This window comes from Klebsiella variicola (assembly GCF_000828055.2).
Classification (GTDB): Bacteria; Pseudomonadota; Gammaproteobacteria; order Enterobacterales; family Enterobacteriaceae; genus Klebsiella; species Klebsiella variicola.
In genome coordinates, this window is the sequence record NZ_CP010523.2 from 3,621,120 (window position 1) to 3,642,543 (window position 21,424).

General features: G+C 57.3%; 14 protein-coding genes. 5 read left to right on the plus strand and 9 right to left on the minus strand.

Features of this window, described 5'->3' with window-relative positions; all coding sequences use genetic code 11:
- Positions 1-15: 15 nt before the first annotated feature.
- Positions 16-2,631, minus strand: coding sequence for an aminopeptidase N (gene pepN / locus SP68_RS17045; protein ID WP_008805875.1), 2,616 nt, complete (start codon positions 2,629-2,631; stop codon positions 16-18).
- Between the two features lie 325 nt (positions 2,632-2,956).
- Here pepN and pncB point away from each other — a divergent pair, with 325 nt between their 5' ends.
- From pncB to SP68_RS17065, 4 genes are all read left to right on the plus strand, one after another.
- Positions 2,957-4,159 (plus strand): nicotinate phosphoribosyltransferase, encoded by a 1,203-nt coding sequence (gene pncB, locus SP68_RS17050; RefSeq protein ID WP_040975169.1) that lies wholly within the window; start codon positions 2,957-2,959, stop codon positions 4,157-4,159.
- Positions 4,160-4,324: 165 nt separating this feature from the next.
- A complete protein-coding gene (gene asnS / locus SP68_RS17055; protein ID WP_012542310.1) occupies positions 4,325-5,725 on the plus strand; it encodes an asparagine--tRNA ligase in 1,401 nt (466 codons plus the stop codon).
- 591 nt (positions 5,726-6,316) lie between these two features.
- Entirely contained in the window at positions 6,317-7,396 is a 1,080-nt protein-coding gene (gene ompK35, locus SP68_RS17060; RefSeq protein ID WP_008805872.1) for a porin OmpK35, read from the plus strand.
- Positions 7,397-7,583: 187 nt separating this feature from the next.
- Positions 7,584-8,774 (plus strand): amino acid aminotransferase, encoded by a 1,191-nt coding sequence (locus SP68_RS17065; protein ID WP_008805871.1) that lies wholly within the window; start codon positions 7,584-7,586, stop codon positions 8,772-8,774.
- 76 nt (positions 8,775-8,850) lie between these two features.
- Here the strand turns inward: SP68_RS17065 and SP68_RS17070 are convergent, their stop codons facing one another.
- The 7 genes from SP68_RS17070 to cmoM all read right to left on the minus strand — a co-directional run bounded on the left by SP68_RS17070 (position 8,851) and on the right by cmoM (position 19,610).
- The gene (locus tag SP68_RS17070; RefSeq protein WP_008805870.1) at positions 8,851-9,498 is read right to left on the minus strand and encodes an MBL fold metallo-hydrolase; all 648 of its coding nucleotides are present in this window, start codon (positions 9,496-9,498) and stop codon (positions 8,851-8,853) included.
- A 13-nt stretch (positions 9,499-9,511) separates the two neighbouring features.
- Positions 9,512-10,063, minus strand: a complete 552-nt coding sequence (gene mepK, locus SP68_RS17075; protein WP_004201403.1) for a peptidoglycan L,D-endopeptidase MepK — start codon at positions 10,061-10,063, stop codon at positions 9,512-9,514.
- Between the two features lie 303 nt (positions 10,064-10,366).
- Positions 10,367-12,157: a L,D-transpeptidase gene (ldtD, locus tag SP68_RS17080; protein WP_040975166.1), complete on the minus strand. Its 1,791-nt coding sequence runs from the start codon at positions 12,155-12,157 to the stop codon at positions 10,367-10,369.
- A 200-nt stretch (positions 12,158-12,357) separates the two neighbouring features.
- Positions 12,358-16,806, minus strand: coding sequence for a chromosome partition protein MukB (gene mukB / locus SP68_RS17085; protein ID WP_023339852.1), 4,449 nt, complete (start codon positions 16,804-16,806; stop codon positions 12,358-12,360).
- Positions 16,806-17,510, minus strand: coding sequence for a chromosome partition protein MukE (mukE, locus tag SP68_RS17090; RefSeq protein WP_004150840.1), 705 nt, complete (start codon positions 17,508-17,510; stop codon positions 16,806-16,808). Before mukE ends, mukB begins: the two co-directional genes overlap by 1 nt.
- Complete coding sequence (mukF, locus tag SP68_RS17095) at positions 17,491-18,813, minus strand: chromosome partition protein MukF (protein ID WP_008805866.1); 1,323 nt, start codon at positions 18,811-18,813, stop codon at positions 17,491-17,493. The genes mukE and mukF overlap by 20 nt, the downstream gene beginning before the upstream one ends.
- Entirely contained in the window at positions 18,810-19,610 is an 801-nt protein-coding gene (gene cmoM, locus SP68_RS17100) for a tRNA uridine 5-oxyacetic acid(34) methyltransferase CmoM (RefSeq protein ID WP_016160569.1), read from the minus strand. Before cmoM ends, mukF begins: the two co-directional genes overlap by 4 nt.
- 121 nt (positions 19,611-19,731) lie before the next feature.
- Here cmoM and elyC point away from each other — a divergent pair, with 121 nt between their 5' ends.
- A complete protein-coding gene (gene elyC, locus SP68_RS17105; RefSeq protein WP_008805864.1) occupies positions 19,732-20,511 on the plus strand; it encodes an envelope biogenesis factor ElyC in 780 nt (259 codons plus the stop codon).
- On the opposite strand, the gene SP68_RS17110 is transcribed toward elyC, so the two are convergent.
- Positions 20,488-21,381 (minus strand): YcbJ family phosphotransferase, encoded by an 894-nt coding sequence (locus tag SP68_RS17110; protein WP_008805863.1) that lies wholly within the window; start codon positions 21,379-21,381, stop codon positions 20,488-20,490. The genes elyC and SP68_RS17110 overlap by 24 nt on opposite strands.
- Positions 21,382-21,424: the final 43 nt, after the last annotated feature.

The window sequence follows — 21,424 nt, forward strand, 5'->3', positions numbered from 1 at the left end:
GGGATTTTGCCACCGTTACGCCAGCGCCTTACTGATTTTCTCGAACAGATCGCCGGAGAGATTCTCCAGCCCCTTCAACTGCTCCAGCGCAGCGCGCATCAGCGCCTGTCGCTTCTCATCATAACGCTTCAGACGAATCAACGGCTCAATCAGTCGCGACGCCACCTGCGGGTTGCGCTGGTTAAGTTCGGTCAGCATCTCCACCAGGAACTGGTAGCCGCTGCCGTCTTCAGCATGGAACGCCGCCGGGTTGCTGCTGGCGAAAGCACCGATTAACGACCGCACACGGTTCGGGTTGCTCATGCTGAATGAACGGTGATTCAGCAGACCACGCACTGTTTCCACCACATTGGCCGCCGGGCTGGTGGACTGCAGGATAAACCACTTATCCATCACCAGACCGTCCTGATGCCATTTATCGTCATACTCCTGCATCAGCGCATCGCGGCTCGGCAGCTCGGCGGCAACCGCTGCCGACAAGGCGGCCAGCGCGTCGGTCATGTTATCCGCCTGGTGATACTGCGCCGACACCAGCTTATCGCCCAGCGTTGGCTCCGCAAACGCCAGATAGCGCAGGCAGGTATTGCGCAGGGCACGCTTACCAATATCGGCGTGCTCCACACGGTAGCTGTCGAGTTTATTGGCGTGATAAACCGCGAGGAATTCGTCCGCCAGTTCGTTCGCCAGAGTGCGGGTGAGCGCTTCGCGCACGGTGGCGATGGCGATCGGATCGATAATGGCGAACATCTCGGCGATTTCGTTGGCCGACGGCAGGGTTAAGATCTCGGCGGCCAGCGCCGGGTCAATCTTCTCGTCCAGCAGGATGGCGCGGAAGGCGTCCGCCACGTGTACCGGCAGCGACAGCGGCTGTCCCTGCTGATGACGGTTGACGTTCAGCTTGATGTAGGTCGCCAGCAGGCTCTGCGCCGCATCCCAGCGCGAGAAATCATTCCGCGCATGGCGCATCAGGAAGGTGAGCTGCTGATCGCTCCACTTATATTCCAGTTTCACTGGTGCTGAAAATTCGCACAGCAGCGCCGGCACCGGCTGGAAATAGACGTTATCGAAGACGAAAGTCTGCTCGGCCTGAGTTACATTGAGCACCGGGTGCAGCGGATGGCCGCCCTTCTGCAGGGGGATCACCTTGCCTTCGTTATCGTACAGCTCAATGGCAAACGGGATATGCAACGGCTGCTTCTCGGCCTGCTCGGCGGTCGGCGGCGTACGCTGGCTGATGGTCAGCGTGTACTGCTCGGTTTCCGGATTGTAGTCGTCATGCACGGTGACGATTGGCGTACCGGACTGGCTGTACCAGCGGCGGAAGTGTGACAGATCGACGTTAGAGGCATCCTCCATCGCCTGGACGAAATCATCGCAGGTCGCGGCGCTGCCGTCATGGCGTTCAAAGTACAGCTGCATCCCTTTCTGGAAGTTTTCTTCACCCAGCAGGGTGTGCAGCATGCGGATCACTTCGGCACCCTTTTCATAAACCGTCAGGGTGTAGAAGTTGTTCATTTCGATAACCATATCCGGGCGGATCGGGTGCGCCATCGGGCTGGCGTCTTCGGCAAACTGCAGCCCGCGCATGGTGCGCACATTGTTGATGCGGTTAACCGCCCGTGAGCCGAGGTCGGAGCTGAACTCCTGATCGCGGAACACGGTCAGCCCTTCTTTCAGGCTGAGCTGGAACCAGTCGCGGCAGGTGACGCGGTTGCCGGTCCAGTTATGGAAATACTCATGACCAATCACCCGCTCGATATCAAGATAGTCTTTATCGGTGGCGGTATCGGTACGGGCCAGGACATATTTGGAGTTAAAGACGTTGAGTCCTTTGTTCTCCATCGCGCCCATATTAAAGAAGTCGACGGCGACAATCATATAGATGTCGAGGTCGTACTCGAGGCCAAAGCGCTCCTCATCCCATTTCATGGAATTTTTCAGCGAGGTCATTGCCCACGGCGCGCGGTCGAGATTGCCGCGATCGACGTACAGCTCCAGCGCCACTTCACGACCGGAGCGAGTGGTAAAGGTGTCACGCAGGACGTCAAAATCACCGGCCACCAGCGCAAACAGGTAGCACGGTTTCGGGAACGGATCCTGCCACTGTACCCAGTGACGGCCATTCTCCAGCTCTCCCTGCGCCATGCGGTTGCCGTTGGAGAGCAGGAACGGGTATTTCGCTTTGTCGGCGATGATTTTGGTGGTAAACCGCGCCAGCACGTCCGGGCGGTCCAGGTACCAGGTAATATGGCGGAAACCTTCCGCTTCGCACTGAGTACACAGCGCTTCGCCTGACTGATACAAGCCTTCCAGCGCGGTGTTCGCCGCCGGGCTGATCTCATTGACGATGGTCAGGGTGAAATGCTCCGGCAGACCGCCGATCACCAGCTGATTGTTTTCTTCTTTATAGTCACTCCACGGCTGGCCGTTCACTTGCAGCGCGATCAGGGTCAGATCTTCGCCGTCGAGGCGCAATGGCACATCAGACGCAGCCGCGTGGCGGGAGACCTTGCTCTCGGCCGTAACGACGGTTTTTGCGGCATCCAGGTCAAAGGTCAAATCGATATCGCTAATCAGATACTCCGGCGCACGATAGTCGTGGCGGTATTTGGCTTGGGGCTGTTGTGTCATAAAAAACCTTTCGCATCTTGGGTAAAGTGTCGTCCCAGTCTATTCCCGTTGTGTCAATCGCGCTATGCAGAATCTTCATCTTTTCAATGTGAAACACGAAAACCGCTACATTTTGTTAACACGCGCGGCACGAAATGCCCTCGACCCGACGCAAAGCTTGTGGTGTGATCCATGTTCAATATATTAAACTAGGCCTCGCAAATGACCGTCAGCGTCGCCATCGCTCGCCATCGCGGGACAGAGCCGGGTAATAAAGGTATACTCCGCCTCCTTTTTCGCGTTGGTTTGGATGGAACGCTCCAGTGAGAGGATGCTACTGCGCACCATGACACAATTCACTTCTCCTGTACTGCACTCGCTGCTTGATACGGATGCCTACAAGCTGCACATGCAGCAGGCTGTCTTCCACCGCTACGGCGATGTGCATGTGGCGGCGGAGTTTCGCTGCCGCGGAGACGACCTTCTCGGCATTTATGCCGACGCGATCCGCGAGCAGGTGGAGTCCATGCGCGACCTGAGACTGCGGGATGATGAATATCACTGGTTGTCCACCCTTCCCTTTTTCCGCCAGGATTATCTCGACTGGCTGCGCGATTTTCGCTATGACCCGCGCCAGGTCACGGTCAGCAATGACAACGGCAAGCTGAACATTCGCCTTACCGGCCCGTGGCGTGAAGCCATCATGTGGGAAGTCCCGCTGCTGGCGGTGATAAGCGAGCTGGTCCATCGCTATCGTTCACCAGAGATGGGCGTCGATCAGGCGCTGAACACGCTGGAACATAAGCTAGGCGACTTCGCCAGCATGACCGCTGGCCTCGATATGCGCGCCTTCCGCCTGATGGACTTCGGCACCCGCCGTCGTTTTTCACGCGAAGTGCAAGAGGCCATTGTGCAACGTCTGCAGCAGGAGCCGTGGTTTGTCGGCACCAGCAATTACGATCTGGCTCGTCGTTTACATTTAACCCCGATGGGCACCCAGGCGCACGAATGGTTCCAGGCCCACCAGCAGATCAGCCCGAACCTCGCCAGCAGCCAGCGGGCGGCCCTTGCCGCCTGGCTGGAAGAGTATCCCGACCAGCTGGGCATCGCGCTGACCGACTGCATCACCATGGATGCGTTCCTGCGCGATTTTGGTCCGGAATTCGCTACCCGCTATCAGGGTTTGCGCCATGACTCCGGCGACCCGGTGGAATGGGGTGAAAAAGCCATCGCCCATTATCAGAAGCTGGGCATCGATCCGCTGAGCAAAGTGCTGGTCTTCTCCGATAATCTCGATCTCGCCAAAGCGGTCGATTTGTATCGCCACTTCGTCTCGCGGGTGAAATTGAGCTTTGGTATCGGCACCCGTTTAACCTGCGATCTGCCGCAGGTTAAACCGCTCAATATCGTGATTAAGCTGGTGGAATGTAACGGCAAACCGGTGGCGAAACTCTCCGACAGCCCGGGGAAAACCATCTGCCACGATAAGGCCTTCGTCCGCGCCCTGCGCGAGGCGTTTGACCTGCCGCCGATTAAAAAGGCGAGCTAATTCCCCTAAGGAGCCTTTCAGGCTCCTTTTTCTTTATTATTTATTGCCGAATTATCCGCTTATGATGCGAAATCTACTTGTCTGATGGAAGATGACAGGTAACATAGATATCCCCCCGCTGTAGGGGGAAGAGACTTTTTTATTGGACTACATAGAGAGATTATTATGAGCGTTGTGCCTGTAGCCGACGTACTCCAGGGCCGCGTTGCCGTTGACAGCGAAGTCACGGTCCGCGGATGGGTGCGTACCCGCCGAGATTCTAAAGCTGGCTTTTCATTCCTCGCCGTCTATGACGGTTCCTGCTTTGATCCTGTACAGGCCGTTATTAATAATTCTCTGCCCAATTACAATCAGGAAGTGCTGCGTCTGACCACCGGTTGCTCGGTGATTGTCACCGGTAAAGTCGTGGCTTCCCAGGGCCAGGGTCAAAGCTTTGAGATCCAGGCGACCAGCGTGGAAGTCACCGGCTGGGTGGAAGACCCGGACACCTACCCGATGGCGGCCAAGCGCCACAGCATCGAGTATCTGCGTGAAGTAGCGCACCTGCGTCCGCGCACCAATCTGATTGGCGCGGTAGCTCGCGTGCGTCATACCCTGGCGCAGGCGCTGCACCGTTTCTTCGACGAACAGGGCTTCTTCTGGGTTTCCACCCCGCTGATCACCGCTTCCGATACCGAAGGCGCCGGCGAAATGTTCCGCGTGTCGACGCTGGATCTGGAAAACCTGCCGCGTAACGATCAGGGCAAAGTCGACTTCGATAAAGACTTCTTTGGTAAAGAGTCGTTCCTGACCGTATCCGGCCAGCTGAACGGCGAGACCTACGCCTGTGCGCTGTCGAAAATCTACACCTTCGGCCCAACCTTCCGCGCCGAAAACTCCAACACCAGCCGCCACCTGGCGGAGTTCTGGATGCTGGAGCCGGAAGTCGCCTTCGCGAGCCTGAACGATGTTGCTGGTCTGGCGGAAGCGATGCTCAAGTACGTCTTTAAGGCGGTACTGGAAGAGCGTGCGGATGACATGCAGTTCTTCGCCGAGCGCGTAGACAAAGACGCTATCGACCGTCTGCAGCGTTTCGTCTCCGCTGATTTTGCTCAGGTGGATTACACCGATGCCGTCACTATCCTGGAAAACTGCGGCAAGCAGTTTGAGAACCCGGTTTACTGGGGCGTGGATCTCTCCTCCGAGCACGAGCGTTATCTGGCTGAAGAACACTTCAAAGCGCCGGTCGTGGTGAAAAACTATCCGAAAGACATTAAGGCCTTCTACATGCGCCTTAACGAAGACGGTAAAACCGTCGCGGCAATGGACGTGCTGGCGCCGGGCATCGGCGAGATCATCGGTGGTTCCCAGCGTGAGGAGCGTCTCGACGTGCTGGACGCGCGTATGGCAGAGATGGGGCTCAACAAAGAAGACTACTGGTGGTATCGCGACCTGCGCCGCTACGGCACCGTACCGCACTCCGGCTTCGGTCTGGGCTTCGAACGTCTGATCGCTTACGTCACCGGCGTGCAGAACGTCCGCGATGTCATTCCGTTCCCGCGTACCCCGCGCAACGCGACATTCTAAATTTTTCTGACATAAACCTGAAAGGCCAGCGCAAGCTGGCCTTTTTTTATGTCAATTACTGTTAGCAAAATTCAACAAACTTAAACATCAAGGCCTGGAAATCACATTTATGTTACGCACTGTTTCGGTGCACACCGGTGATGCAGATCGCACTTTATGTTCATATCAGAGCAAAACCCCTGATAAATTTGCTCATTTTTTAACCATGCGCCGCACGTCTTGCCAAGACAGAGGCTGAATAAAAAGAAGACGAATTCAACACATAAAATGAACGAATTGCCGCTTATCCAAATTAATCATAAATAATTCATATAGATAGATAAGCAATGACGTTTTACCTCATCAGGTGGAACGGAATTTTGATTAAGTTCACAAAGTCCCCCAGAATACACATTTAGTTACATGATTTTTCGTTTTGTTACTCATATGAGATATTCGTAGCATTTTCCGGCTAGCGAAACGTTGTCGCGGATGGAAAGATGCCTTCAGACACCAAACTCTCATCAATGGTTCTGTAAGTTTTTATTGACAGAACTTATTGACGGCAGTGGCACGTGTTCATATAAAAAATATTAATGAGGGTAATAAATAATGATGAAGCGCAATATTCTGGCAGTGGTGATCCCTGCCCTGCTGGTAGCCGGTGCAGCCAACGCTGCAGAAATCTATAACAAAAACGGCAACAAACTGGACTTCTATGGGAAAATGGTCGGCGAGCACGTCTGGACCACCAATGGCGACACCAGCAGCGACGATACCACCTATGCCCGTATCGGCCTGAAAGGCGAAACTCAGATCAACGATCAGCTGACCGGTTACGGCCAGTGGGAATACAACATGGATGCGTCCAATGTTGAAGGTTCCCAGCCGACGAAAACCCGTCTGGCGTTCGCGGGTCTGAAAGCGGGCGAATACGGTTCATTCGACTACGGCCGTAACTACGGCGCGATCTACGATGTCGAAGCAGCAACCGATATGCTGGTTGAATGGGGCGGCGACGGCTGGAACTACACCGACAACTACATGACCGGCCGTACCAACGGCGTGGCAACCTACCGTAACTCTGACTTCTTTGGTCTGGTTGACGGTCTGAGCTTCGCGCTGCAGTACCAGGGTAAAAACGACCACGACCGTGCGGTTCGCAAGCAGAATGGCGACGGCTTCAGCACCGCAGCCACCTACGCGTTCGACAACGGTATCGCACTGTCTGCAGGCTACTCCGGCTCCAACCGTAGCGTCGATCAGAAAGCTGACGGCAATGGCGACAAAGCCGAAGCCTGGGCAACCTCTGCAAAATATGACGCCAACAACGTCTATGCAGCGGTCATGTACTCTCAGACCTACAACATGACTCCGGAAGAAGATAACCACTTCGCGGGCAAAACCCAGAACTTTGAAGCTGTCGTACAGTATCAGTTCGACTTCGGCCTGCGTCCGTCCATCGGTTACGTGCAGACCAAAGGTAAAGACCTGCAGTCACGTGCTGGCTTCTCCGGCGGCGATGCGGATCTGGTTAAATACATCGAAGTGGGTACCTGGTACTACTTCAACAAGAACATGAACGTCTACGCTGCGTATAAATTCAACCAGCTGGACGACAACGATTACACCAAAGCGGCTGGCGTAGCCACCGACGACCAGGCGGCCGTGGGTATCGTTTACCAGTTCTAATCTGCAGTACACCCCTTCGTGATATGCCTTCAAAGCAGGACTTCGGTCCTGCTTTTCTGTATTCGTGAGGCAAAGATCGTATCTTTCGAAAACCTTCTCGCTTTTTGTCGCAAACGGTTGGCAATTCGTTATTCTCCCGTTAACCTGATAGCGGATTTCCCTTCAGTAATCACAATGGAACCTCGTCATGTTTGAGAACATTACCGCCGCCCCAGCCGACCCGATTTTAGGTCTGGCCGATCTGTTTCGTGCCGATGACCGCCCTGAAAAAATTAACCTCGGAATTGGTGTTTACAAGGATGAAACCGGTAAAACACCCGTTCTGACCAGCGTCAAGAAAGCAGAGCAGTACCTGCTGGAAAATGAAACGACTAAAAACTATCTGGGCATCGATGGTATTCCTGAATTTGGTCGCTGCACCCAGGAGCTGCTGTTCGGTAAAGGCAATGCGATTATCGCTGATAAACGCGCCCGCACTGCGCAGACCCCTGGCGGTACTGGCGCTCTGCGTGTCGCGGCTGACTTCCTCGCCAAAAACACCGACGTGAAACGCGTGTGGGTGAGCAACCCAAGCTGGCCGAACCACAAGAGCGTGTTTACCTCTGCCGGGCTGGAAGTGCGCGAATATACCTACTACGACGCCGCTAACCATGCGCTGGACTTTGAGGGTCTGCTGGCCAGCCTGACCGAAGCCCAGGCCGGCGACGTGGTGCTGTTCCACGGCTGCTGCCACAACCCGACCGGTATCGATCCGACACTCGACCAGTGGCAGCAGCTGGCTCAGCTGTCAGTGGAAAAAGGCTGGCTCCCGCTGTTTGATTTCGCCTACCAGGGCTTTGCCCGCGGTCTGGAAGAAGATGCTGAAGGTCTGCGCGCCTTTGCTGCGCTGCACAAAGAGCTGCTGGTCGCCAGCTCCTACTCGAAAAACTTTGGCCTGTACAACGAGCGCGTCGGCGCCTGCACGCTGGTCGCCGCCGATCAGGAGACCGTTGACCGCGCATTCAGTCAGATGAAATCGGTGATCCGCGCCAACTACTCCAACCCGCCTGCGCATGGCGCCTCCGTGGTCGCCACCATTCTGAGCAACGATGCGCTGCGTGCGATCTGGGAGCAGGAGCTGACCGATATGCGCCAGCGCATCCAGCGTATGCGCCTGCTGTTCGTCAACACCCTGCAGGAGAAAGGCGCGAGCCGCGACTTCAGCTTTATCAGCCAGCAGAACGGCATGTTCTCATTCAGCGGCCTGACTAAAGAACAGGTGCTGCGCCTTCGTGAAGAGTTCGCCATCTATGCGGTTGCTTCCGGACGTATCAACGTGGCCGGGATGACGCCTGACAATATGGCGCCGCTGTGCGAAGCCATCGTCGCAGTACTGTAAGCGACAGCGTGCTCTAAGCGAGATAAAAGAAAAAGGCCGCAAATGCGGCCTTTTTTATGTGTTCGCGTCATGTCTGTTACCAGACCGGCATCTCATCCTGCAGGAACGGGTTGTTACGGCGTTCCTCACCCAGCGTCGACAGCGGACCATGGCCGGGAATAAAGGTCACGTCATCGCCCAGCGGCAACAGCTTATCCTTAATGGCCGCAATCAGCTGTCCATGGTCGCCGCGTGGAAAATCGCTGCGCCCCACCCCGCCTTTAAAAATCACGTCTCCGGAAATGAGCAATCGGGAAGCGTCATCAAAGAAGACCACGTGACCCGGCGTATGGCCCGGACAGTGCAGTACCTGCAGCGCCACATTCCCTACATTGACCACATCGCCTTCATTGAGCCAGCGATCCGGACGCAGCGGCTGGCAATCCTCCAGGCCGAACATCCGGCTTTGCGCCGGCAATCCTTCCAGCCAGAACTCATCTTCTTTTTCCGGACCAATAACCGGTACGCCATAATGCTGCGCCAGTTCCGCAGCGGCGCCGACGTGATCGAGATGGCCATGCGTCAGCAGGATCTGCATCAGCGTGACGCCCGCCTCCGCCACCACCGCTTTGATACGTTCAGCATCGCCGCCAGGATCGACCAGCGCCGCCAGGCGGGTTTGTTCGCACCAGATGAGAGAACAGTTCTGCGCGAACGCGGTAACCGGAATAATACGATAGTTCATGACGCTCCTTTCGTTACCAGTGCCTTACGGGACCGGTATCAATATGCACAAAGTTACTACGTGGGTAATATCCTACACCACCTGCGCGCATAGATAACGCCGCTTTGCGAATATTGCTTAACGAAATACCTTCAATATGGAAATCCATTGCCTGCCCCTTGGTGTGATAGCTGTGTTTTGCCACACCACGGCTTCGTGCGCGAAGCTCATCATTGGTATCGAGGGAACGATAACCAGAAATAAGCTGGACAGGTTTGTTGGTGCCAAGCAATCCCTGCAACCGATAAAGATGATCGAACAGATTTGGATCGATGGACTTAATTTTATTCGCGCGGTAATCACGGAAAAAATGATTAAGTCTTGCTAATTCATCCTGAATATAGCCTCTGCCATCGAAAAACTCCGCCTTGAGCGATTCACCGGTATGCAGGTTATTCAGCGTCAAAATACGCGGGCGGGGGGTCGAGAGGGTGGCAAATGCCGGCGCAGGGAGAATGGCGGCAGCACCCAGCGCAGCACCACCCAACGCCAGCAATCTGCGGCGATTAGCGTCAAATTTGTCCATGATAATCAGGTCTACAGTCAATGAATCGTTATATACTTTTTCCGCATCGCGCGAGGCTAACCGCCAGCTCGCCATCGCTCGCCACAGCCGTGATGCTGTCCGGCAAAGGAGAGCGTTCGCGCTGACCGCGCTACGCATTGAGCGGAATGATATGTATATGCACTTCTGGCGCACGAAAGGCACCTTACCGGGCATTATTGCCAACGTCAAGGCAGCCTCACCCCAGGAAAATCGGGCGCTGCAGAGGAGCAGCGCCCTTTTTTACCCAGTGCTAGGACAACAAAATCCATTGAACTACTTCATTTACCTGATTAATTGTTCCGCTTTCGTCAGAATTTGTGCACTGGATCGCGCGGTGAGATCGTAATTGTAAATATCTGTTCGATATTGTGTACGTCCATCAGCGTCCACAAAAGCCGTTAAGTAATATAAATTCACCGGTATATTTTGCCGAATATTGACATAGCGCGTGTCCCCTTGCTTCAGGGCATCGGAAATACGCGTGTCGTTCCAGCCCGCGTCCTGCAGCAACATATTGGCCAGCTCCGAGGCCTTATTGACGCGTACGCAGCCGGAGCTGAGCGCGCGAACATCTTTCTGGAACAGATTATGGTTCGGCGTATCGTGCAGATAAATAGCATCTGAACTCGGCATATTAAACTTGTAGCGGCCCAGTGAGTTACGCGCTCCAGGCGCCTGCTGAAAACGGAACGGTAAATTATTCTCGGTGATGGTCGACCAGTCGACCCGATAAGGATCGATGGTCTCTTTACTGTTCCAGCCGCGCATCACGGTGTAGCCATGCTGCTCCAGATAGCCTGGATTGTTACGCACCTTCGGCAGGATATCTTTGCGCGCCAGCGTCGGCGGCACGTTCCACGGTGGATTGACCACCACGTTGTTCAGCGCGCTGCTCATCATTGGCGTTTTGCGGTCCGGACGCCCGACGATCACCCGCGAGGCCAGCACCTGGCTGCCATCCTGGTAATAGACCAGCGAGAAAGCGGGAATATTCACCATAATGCCGGTCGACAGTTTGCCCGGCAGCAGGCGTAAACGTTGAATATTCAAGGCCAGCACCCCCGCACGCTGCGCGGAAGAGACGTTGAGCCAGTCGCGGGTGGACTGGCCAATGACGCCATCCGCACCCAGCCCCTGCATGGCCTGAAAGCGCTTAACCCCCTCCACCAGCTGGCGATCGTACACGCCGCGCGCCGCGGGTTTGCTCTTTTTCTTCGCCGACGGGCTCACCACATCGCCGGGCAGAACGATATTGGCGGTATTGTCCAGCATCCCGGTACGCTGGAGGATCTCGCGCAGGGCACCGATATCATTGCTCCATTCGCCGGGGCGCAGCGAGCCGCTACCGGTCATCTGCGGCCACGGGCGAGAATCAGCCACCAGCGCCAACAACGACTGGTGCATGGCCTCATACTGCGGATGATGCGGCGCCAGGCCAGCGATAAACGCCGGCAGGGAGCCATTGTCCAGCGCCAGCTGCCACTGGTTAATCACCGATAGCGGCGGGGTCGCCATCTTGTACGGCGTCGAGCTATATAGCCAGCGGGTCCCCTGGGTGGGGATGCCGCTGATAAAGTGCAGATAGCCCATCATGGCATCCGACAACACCACATCGCGCGCCATGCCGCTGACGGCGGGATCGGTCAGCAGGCTGACCCAGGTGGTAAACTGCGGCTGAAAACCGGCGATGGCGATCTCCGCCAGCTGCTGCTGGAACGCCTGCACCGCCTCGCGGTTCTCCCACATCGGTTTCATATCCCTGGCGGCGTACAGCGACACCAGCGGATTGATAAAGACAGGTTTGTACCCTGCCGGCAACAGCGCCTCGATCTGGGCGCGACTGTTTGCGGCCGCCTCCATCGACAGCGGCTGCTCACCGGCCAGCTTCGCGACCGCCGGCGATTGCCCATCGCTTTGCGTCAGCGCGACGGAAAGCTCTCCAGGCGTAGCGGAGCTATCACCAGGTACGACTTCAGGCTCTGCGGCCTGGACATTGAACAGCGGAGCAAATGCCAGTGCCAGGCTCAGGCTGAGCGCTGACAATGGACCACCATACCGTTTCTTTAGCAACATCCCTTGCCCCCTGTTGTCACACATTGCCGCCCACAAATTAGTGGGCTTTATCACAGTATATAAAGACGAAAAGGCTTTTGCCTTACCTAATGTAAAGAAGCTTAAAGATTATACCACCCAGGCATACCAGGCTGGATAGCAAAAAGGGCAACTTAACGTTGCCCTTTTCAGCGCTTAGCCGCCAGAATTTAGCCGCAGCCTCAGGAGGCGTCGGCCGTTCCCGGCAGTGCTTCCGGTACCGGCGCGGCAAAACCGCGCAGGCCGACAACGTGTACGTGTTCGTGATTATTAAACACTTTACGCACCAGTTTATAGGTCGTGCCTTTTTCCGGGCTGATATTCTCCGGCGCCGCGATAATCAGCTGCATCTCCAGACGTTCGCACAGCTCGAACAACGTGGCGATGGAGCGGGCGTCGAGACGCGCCGCTTCATCGAGGAACAGCAGACGGCAAGGCGAGATATCCTTGCCGCGCAGGCGACGAGACTCATCTTCCCAGCTCTGCACCACCATTACCAGAATCGACATCCCGGTACCGATCGCTTCCCCGGTCGACAGCGCGCCGGACTCCGCGCGCAGCCAGCCGTCGGAGCCGCGGTTAACTTCCACTTCCATCTCCAGATAGTTGCGGTAGTCGAGTAGCTCTTCGCCGATGGTTTGCGGCGTGCGCTGCCCCATGTCGATCTGCGGGTTCAGGCGCTGATACAGCTTGGCCAGCGCTTCCGAGAAGGTCAGGCGATTGCTGTTAAACAGATCCTGATGTTGCTCATGCTGTTCAGACAGGACATCCAGCAGCGTCGAGTGGGTCTCGCGCACGTTGACGTTCAGACGCACGCTGTTGACCTGGCCGAACGACACGCTCTGCAGCCCCTGGTTGAGCATCCGGATACGGTTCTGCTCACGCTGAATGGTTTTGCGAATAATGTTCGCCACGCTGCGGGAACTGATCGCCAGCTTCTGTTCGCGGTTGGTCAGCTCTTCGGTCAGACGACTGAGCTCGATCTCCATCTGCTCGATCGCTTCCACCGGGTCATCGGTACGAATAATATCCTGACGGATACGCTCGCGCAGATGCTGATAGACGGCGACGAAGAACTGGATTTTGCGCTCCGGACGTTTCGGATCTTCCGAAATACGCAGCACGTCGCGCAGATGTTCGTTATCGGCGACCGCCAGACGCAGCGCACCGAGCGCCTTATCCGACATCGAACGCAGTTCGTCGGCAGAGAGATAGGCCAGTTCGCGGCGATGCAGACGACGTTCGACGCCATTGTCTTTCACCAGACGCATCACCGCGCACCAGCCCGCCTTGGCGCTGACAACCTGCTCACGCATTTCGCAGTAATCGCGTTCCAGCTTGCGCAGTTTACGGGTCAGGTTGTCCATTTCCGCTTCGCAGAAGGTCAACGCTTTTTCCAGCTGATTGCGACGGGAGCGGTTGTTGCTCAGCTGCGTGTGCAGCTCGTCACGACGCTGACGCGCGCGCTCTTCCGCCCCGGCATCGGCACGCACGCCGATATCCTGCAGCTCTTTATACAGATCGTTGAGCAGCTCTTTTTTGGTGTCATACGAGCTCTTCAGCGACGCCAGCACCTGGTTGTACTGGTTCAACTGCGCAACGTGGCTACGCATCGCTTCGCGCGCGCGGCTACGCTCAGATTCCGCTTGTTGCAGACGCTGGCGCAGCTTCTCGTTGAGATCGCTGTTGCCACTGAGCATCTCCGCCGAATCGGAGTAGCTGAAGTGGGCCCGGCGCTGCACGACTTCCGCCAGCGCAAAGGCCTGCTGACGCGCATCGCGCTGGGTTTGCTGCGCATAGGCGTAATCTTCTTTCAGCTGCTCAAACTGCTCCGGATCGCTCTGCAATACCGAGACGATCGGCTCCAGCTTCGCCAGCTGATTGCCATGCTGCTGAATAAAGCGCACTGCCTCCTGCGCTTCGTCCAGACGTTCCTGGATCTCGTCCACGCGGTCAGCCAGCGTATCATCCGCCAGCAGGTTCAGGCGCGGCAGCAGGCGGTTGAGCGCCGACACGCCCTCTTTCGCCTGCTCATACTGCACGCGGTTCTGTTGGTTATCGCTCTCATGGGCGTTCAGCGCACGCTCCAGCTCGCCGCGGCGGCTGTTAAGCTTGCGGATCTCTTCTTCCGGATCGTCCTCGAAAGCCACCGCCAGATGGCTGCCAATGAAGCGGCTGAAAGCCTGGTGAAGACGCTGGGTTTTCTGCACGTCGAACGACAGGGTCGCGAAACGCTCGGAGAGACTCTCACGCTCAGCATGCAGTGTTTCGATGCGATTTTCGCGCGCCGCGCGACCAAACAGCGGCAGCGTTGGGAAACGTGAATAACGCCACTGGCGGTCGGCAATCTTCACCACCACCGCTTTTTCCAGCTCGTCAACGCTGAACACGCTGTCGTCGAAGGACTGCGGATCGCCTTCGATCAGATACAGGTCTTCCGGACAATCTTCCAGCCCTTCGAGCTGCTCCGCCACCTGCGACAGATCCGGCACCACGATCGCATGGCGCGATGGGCCATACAGCGCGGAGAAGTACGGCGCATCTTCGAGGCTAACGTCGTCATAAATTTCCGACAACAGGACGCCGCCAAAGCGCTCCGCCAGCGCGTTCAGACGCGGGTCTTCAGAGCCGCCCGGCTGACTGAGTCGCTCGATCTCTTCGTCGATGGCACGCTTGCGGGCGCCGACCTCGTCACGTTCAACGATAGCCTCGCGCTCGCGCTCCAGCAGCTGCTGCAGGTATTCGGTGACCTCCTGGCCGGACTCAAACTGTTCGCCGCTCTGCTCGCACAGCTGGTTGAGGCTGTTTTGCGCCGCCAGCCAGATCGGCGCCCGGCGCATCAGCGTCTGGGTGCGCGACTGCAGTTGCTCCAGCTCCTGACGCAAGGTCATGCGCTGTTCCTGAGCGTTAGAGACGCTGTCGGCCAGCGACGCGATGCGCGCTTCCAGCTCCTGATGCAGCGTTTCCAGATCGTCGATATCGTAGCGTTTGCCCTGGCGTTTGCAGAACTCAGCCAGCTGACGCTCGGCGTCCTGCTGCTCGCGCAGACGCTGTTCCAGCTCGTTGAGACGACTGCGCAGCCCCTGCGCCTGCTCGGCCTGATGGCGCTGGTTAACGCCGTCGCGCAGCAATTCGCGCGCCACGTCCCAGGCTTCATTACGCGCCAGCGGGCCGTTAATCGCCGCCACCAGCTGGTACGCCTGTTCGAACTGGCTGTGCGCGGTTTGCGCCACGCTCATTTTCTGTTCCAGCGACAGCATTTTCTCCGTCGCTTCCTGCTCTTTCGCCTGGAAGGTTTCCAGCCACTCGTCGGCGCTCTCAGGCGTCAGATCCGGCAGATGGCACAGCGCCTTCGCGCGCTCCAGCGCCTGCAGCGCCTGGTTATACTGAATGGCGCGGGTCTGCTGGACGTCGAGCGCCTGCTGATAGTCGGCGAGCTGGTTTTTCAGCTCATCCACTTCCAGTTCGGCGGCTTCGGCGCGGGCTTCGTTCTCTTCCTGCTGGTCGGCGGCTTCCGCCACCACTTCATTCTGTTCTTCCAGACGGATCTGCAGCTCGTCGAGATCCGCTTCGTAGCGCTCAATTTTTTCCTGCTGACGCAGGGCGGTCTGCACCAGGTTCAGGTGATCGCTGGCGGCCTGGTAATCGGCTTCCAGATCGCCCTCCGCGCCGTTGTGCTCCTGCAGCTCGCGCGCCATCTCGACGTGCTTATACTGCTCGGCCGCCAACTGCGAACGCGAGGTAAAGAGATCGCGACGATACTCCAGCGCCTTATCCAGGTGAATGCGCCGCTCGTTGGCGTGACGCATATAGTCCGCCGCCACGTAGTTGGTGGCTTCGCTGATCAGGTGTTTAAACAGATCGCGGTCAGACTGGGTTACGCGAATGGCTTCCAGCGTCATGCGGTTTTCCCGCAGCGCCGCTTCCATATCCTGGAACGCTTTACGCACGCCGCTGTTTTCCGGCAGCAGGTAGTCGCGCAGCGAGCGGGTAATGGTGCTGGAGATCCCGCCGTACAGCGAGGCCTCAATCAGGCGGTAGTATTTGCTACGATCGGAGGCGGAACGCAGACGACGCGCCACCACGCCCAGATCGAACATTAGCGAGTGATATTCGGTGATCGAGTTGAACTGTTTAAACTGGACGCCTTCCATCGCCTCGAGTTTGTCTTTCAGCTCATTGAGACTGACCACGCGCGCCTGACGATCGTTCAGCGTTTCGGTCAACAGCTGGGTCGGCAGGATAGAGGTCGGCAGTCCCTGAATGGCGAACGGCTTAATATCGACTTTACGATCGCGTCCGGCGACCTGTTGTAGGCGCACGCCGACCACCACGCGCTGGTGGCGGGAGTTGATCACATCGAGTACCGAGTAACACACCCCGGCGCGCAGCTTACCGTGCAGGCCTTTATCGCGTGAGCCGCTGGTGGCCCCCGCTTCGGTGGTGTTACGGAAGTGCAGCAGGGTTAAATCCGGGATCAGCGCCGTGACGAAAGCCGCCATGGTCGTGGACTTACCCGCGCCGTTCCCCCCGGAGAGGGTGGTCACCAGTTCATCAAGATCAAAGGTCCGGGCAAAGAAACCGTTCCAGTTAACCAGCGTTAGCGAGCGAAACTTACCGCGTTCAATCATTACTCTTCCTCCCCGCTATCCGGCTGGTTTTCTTCATTCTCATCATTGAGCTGCAGGTGATTTTCCAGAGCCATCGCTTCCCCGTCGCGGATCAGGCGGCGCTGCGCCTCGCGCGGGTCGTCGCCGGCGCGCACATCGGCGCCAAAGCGGAATACCGATTCGGTAATGCGAAACTTGCTGCTGTCATGGCCCATAAACCACACCATCCCCAGGCGGCGCAGGCGGTTAAGCGACGCGCGCATTTTTTCCTGCAGCTTCTGGCGGTCCAGATCCGAACCGGTGGAACGATTGTTCACCAGCTTCAGCAGCCTGGATTCATCCGCCAGGGTCAGCAGTTCGTCATAGAGCTCCTGCTGGGTGAAAATCCCTTCGTTTGCCAGGCGCTCCGGGCTGAGATAGAGATAGCAAAGAATTTTGCCCACCATCATATCCAGCTCCGACAGCACCGAGCGCGAAATCAGCGTGGTGGAGCGCGGGCGCAGATAGAAGAACCCTTCCGGAGCGCGGATCAACTCGACGTTATAGCGAGCGTAAAATTCTTCCAGGTAATCCTGGAAATCCATCAAAAATGCGTGATTATCCAGCTCGTCGAGACCGATATGACGGCCCGCGCGCAGGGCGCTGTCCAGCGCCGGAAATAACGGATTGGCCAACGCCTGCGCCAGCTTAACCGGCATCACTTGTTCAATATTTGTCAATGACATGCGCCTGTACCTTGGCTCCGTAATCATTAATCGGCTGCCATTTTGCCGGCAGTCCGGTGAAATCTGCCTGGGCGACGCCCAGCTGTACCGCCTGATCCACGACGATCCGCGCCACGTCGAAGTGACGTCCGCGCGGATACTGCGCCAGGAACTCCCGCGCCACCAGGCCGAGGTCCAGCGGTATTCCCTTCTCTTTATAGACCGCCAGCTGCGCTTCGATCAGCGCCGCCAGCTGCTCGCGAATTTCGTTAAACTCTTCAAATTCGAGATCCGCCGGCAGTTCGCCGGTGACCTCTTCATCGCGCAGCGCCATCTCTTCATCGCGCATATCCAGCAGACGGTCGGCGTTGGCGTAAGTCAGCGCCCACGGTTCATCAAAATAGGTCTGTACCGACTGGCGCAGACGCTGGGCGAAGACGCGGTTCTTATCCATATCGATAGCGGTACGGATAAACTTGTGCACATGGCGGTCGTAGCCGATCCACAGGTCAATCGCCTGCTGACCCCAGCTGACGATGCGGTCGAGTTTGCTTTGCAGGTCGAATACCAGCCGGTCGACAAAATGCAAATCGTCGCGCGCCATGGTCGAATCCTGAATGCGCAGCAGATTCGCCTGCAGTTTATCCCCCGCCGCATCCAGCGTATCCTGCAGTTCGCGCAGGGTGCCAGAGGTTTCCGACAGCAGCAGTTCACAGCTGGAAATCGCCGCGCGCCAGTCTTTATTTAACAACTGTGCGATATCGTCTTTCACCAGCTGCTGCTGCTCATCCATAATGCGCTGCGTCAGGTCGATGCTGTCGAAAATTTCCGCCACGGAATATTTCAGCGGAGCGAAAACATTGCGATGCCAGTGGAACTCATCCCCGCCCTCTTCTGCCGCATCCGCCGCACGCTTCAGCTCGCCGGCGACGATCGACAGCTGCATCGAGAGACGCAGCGTCGAGAATTCACGCTGACGGATATAGTAATCGGTGATCCCGATCCCCAACGGCGTCAGGCGATAGATCGCATTGCCTTCGGTAATTTCGCTGGTAAAGCGGTTCAGCAGACGCTGGCGCACCAAATCGTTGATCGCATTATTGGCGCGCTGGCTGATGGTTTCGCTGGTCTGCTCAAACGCATCACTGACGTGGCGGAACGCATCCACCAGTTCTCCCTCGCTCATTTCCCCTTCCAGCCGTTCGCCGTTCAGCGTGGCGACCGCCAGCAGAAAAGAGAGTCTGTCGACCGGCAGCGAGATAGAAAAATCATTTTTCCTGGCCCAGGCAACCAGTTCGGGGACTGTCTGGGAAAATTCACTCATACTTTATCCTTGCATCTGCGGCTATGAGCCTGGCTCTTAAGCGCGGTGACATGAATATAACGGCCCAGGCTGAGATACGGCTCCTGACGACAGTAGCGCGTTTCCAGCTCCAGCAGCGCCGCATAGCTGTCATGCTGTTGGCGTTTTTCACGCAGATAATCATGAAACACCCGCACGCCGGTTTTGCTGACAATCTGCCAGCCAATCTCTTCCAGCCAGTGATAAACCTGCTGCGGCTCACGCGGATAATCCGGCGACAGCGTGCGTTTTTTCTTTTTTGGCATGCCCAATTGTACGTAATCGAAATTACCAGCCACCATATTGTGCATCAGCAGGCCGTTAGCATTGTAGAACATCAACGACAGCCCACCGCCAGGACGCAGTGTCGACCACAGCGTACGCAGCACCTCCTGGGGCTCCGCCACCCACTCCAGCACCGCATGAAACAGTACCAGATCAACCGGGCTTTCCAAATGCTGCGCAATATCCTGAGCCGCGCATTGTACAAAATGCATGTTGTCGATCACACCTTTATCGACGGCCGCCTGGCGGGCGCGCGCCACCATTTCAGCGGAGAGATCGCACAGCGTCACGTGATGGCCCAGTTGCGCCACTTTAATGGCTGTTTGCCCTTCGCCGCCGCCGGCATCCAGCACCCTCAGCGGTCCCGGCCCCAGCTGCGCCAGCAGCGGTTCCAGATCCTGCCAGAGGATCGCCTGGCGCAGCTGACCTTTTGTGGTGCCGTAAATATTGCGCGAAAACTTTTCAGCAATGTCATCGAAATTGCGATCCTGCACGGGCGACTCCACAAGCCAACACAAAACCGCTATTTTGTCATACCCACGCCGAGAATGAAGCGATCTGTTATAAGATCCGAACATAACTTTGGTTATATGGTTAAAAAAGGAACCATCTGGCATGCTTTTCACGCTAAAAAAGATCGTCGGCGGTCTGCTGTTGCCGCTTCCCGCCCTGCTGTTGCTGATCGGGATCGGGATCGCGCTGTTATGGTTCAGCCGCTTTCAACGTACCGGCAAGCTATGCGTGAGCCTCGGCTGGCTGCTGCTGGCGCTGCTGAGCCTGCAACCGGTGGCCGACAGCCTGTTGAAACCGATTGAAGATAGCTACCCCACCTGGCGCGGCGAGCAGCCGGTGAGCTACGTGGTGGTGTTGGGCGGCGGCTATACCTGGAATCCGGAGTGGGCGCCAAGCTCTAATCTTATCAATAACAGCCTGCCGCGCCTGACGGAGGGCATTCGCCTGTGGCAGGCGAATCCCGGATCGAAAATGATCTTTACCGGCGCGGCGGCAAAAACCAACCCCGTCAGCACGGCGGAGGCCGGGGCGAGAGTCGCGGAGAGCCTCGGCGTACCACGCAGCGATATCATCGTGCTCGATCGGCCGAAAGATACAGAAGAGGAAGCGCAGGCGGTGAAGCGCGCCATCGGCGATGCGCCCTTCCTGCTGGTCACTTCGGCGTCCCACCTGCCACGGGCGATGATTTTCTTTCGTCATGCCGGTCTGGATCCCCTGCCCGCGCCGGCAAATCAGTTAGCGGTGACCTCGCCGCTTAATCCGTGGGAGCGAGCCATCCCCTCCCCGGTATGGCTGATGCACAGCGACCGGGTCGGCTATGAAACCCTCGGTCGTGTCTGGCAATGGCTGAAAGGTGGCTCAGGCGAGCCAGGGCAGGAGTGATTTTGTCGCGAGGTCGAAACGGGCGCGGTCAAAGCGCCCGGTATTGACCAGATTATCCACCTCATCCCACAGCAGATAGAGCCAGCGCCGCCAGACAAAGGCCTCGGAAACTGGTGCCTGCTGCAGGTAGCGCCACAGCAACTGTTCCGCCTGGCCGCCTTCTGCAAGGCGGAACAGTTCATACTCGCGTGGCGCCCACAGCATCATCCCCGGGCCCACCATCGCCAGCAGCTGATCGCTGCGTGGGTCTTTCAGCATACTGCGCAAGGTGAAATTACCGTGTACCAGCACGGCATTGTCATTGAAATCGCGAAACAGCTCCGGAAGGCACTCGCGGGAGCGGAACAAAATACGCTTATCCTGCATCGTCAGGCCGGTATCCTGATACAGGTTCAGGGTGCTCCACAGCATCTCTACCCGCTGGCGGTACCAGTTCGACCACAGATTGTCCTGGGTATTGTCGACCATTCCTACGCAGCCGCCGCTGTCCTGACGATGCCAGGCGAGCAGCGCCTCGACGATTTGCTCCTGCAGTTGCTCCCAGCGCGCTGGTGTGCGCGTGGGGGCCTCCACCGGAACGCCGCGCAAGCGCTCAAGCAGCAGCACATCCGGCCCGGGATGCTCTTCATGCGTCATCACGCCGTAAACCACCGGCATGCGCACTGTACCACTGCGCGCGAGGGTGGAGATCTTCCATGCCAGTTGCCGCGCCACACCGGGCGTGGTGAAACTGCGCGCCAGCAGCGGCATCGGGTTTCCCTGCGCGTCGTACAGGGACCACAGCGCCGTAGCGGGTTTTTCACTGACACACTCCACCCGGCTCAGCTTTTCGCCAAGCAGGTGACTGAGTTCGGTTCGCAACTGTTCCATTGTCGATTACCCCTATGAACACTACTGGTTTCATAATGAGCGC

Coding starts and splice junctions, on each gene's coding strand:
- pncB (WP_040975169.1), top strand. CDS start 2,957: ATGACACAATTCACTTCTCCTGTACTGCACTCGCTGCTTGATACGGAT.
- mukE (WP_004150840.1), bottom strand. CDS start 17,510: ATGTCATTGACAAATATTGAACAAGTGATGCCGGTTAAGCTGGCGCAG.
- mukB (WP_023339852.1), bottom strand. CDS start 16,806: ATGATTGAACGCGGTAAGTTTCGCTCGCTAACGCTGGTTAACTGGAAC.
- mukF (WP_008805866.1), bottom strand. CDS start 18,813: ATGAGTGAATTTTCCCAGACAGTCCCCGAACTGGTTGCCTGGGCCAGG.
- SP68_RS17110 (WP_008805863.1), bottom strand. CDS start 21,381: ATGGAACAGTTGCGAACCGAACTCAGTCACCTGCTTGGCGAAAAGCTG.
- ldtD (WP_040975166.1), bottom strand. CDS start 12,157: ATGTTGCTAAAGAAACGGTATGGTGGTCCATTGTCAGCGCTCAGCCTG.
- mepK (WP_004201403.1), bottom strand. CDS start 10,063: ATGGACAAATTTGACGCTAATCGCCGCAGATTGCTGGCGTTGGGTGGT.
- asnS (WP_012542310.1), top strand. CDS start 4,325: ATGAGCGTTGTGCCTGTAGCCGACGTACTCCAGGGCCGCGTTGCCGTT.
- SP68_RS17065 (WP_008805871.1), top strand. CDS start 7,584: ATGTTTGAGAACATTACCGCCGCCCCAGCCGACCCGATTTTAGGTCTG.
- SP68_RS17070 (WP_008805870.1), bottom strand. CDS start 9,498: ATGAACTATCGTATTATTCCGGTTACCGCGTTCGCGCAGAACTGTTCT.
- elyC (WP_008805864.1), top strand. CDS start 19,732: ATGCTTTTCACGCTAAAAAAGATCGTCGGCGGTCTGCTGTTGCCGCTT.
- pepN (WP_008805875.1), bottom strand. CDS start 2,631: ATGACACAACAGCCCCAAGCCAAATACCGCCACGACTATCGTGCGCCG.
- ompK35 (WP_008805872.1), top strand. CDS start 6,317: ATGATGAAGCGCAATATTCTGGCAGTGGTGATCCCTGCCCTGCTGGTA.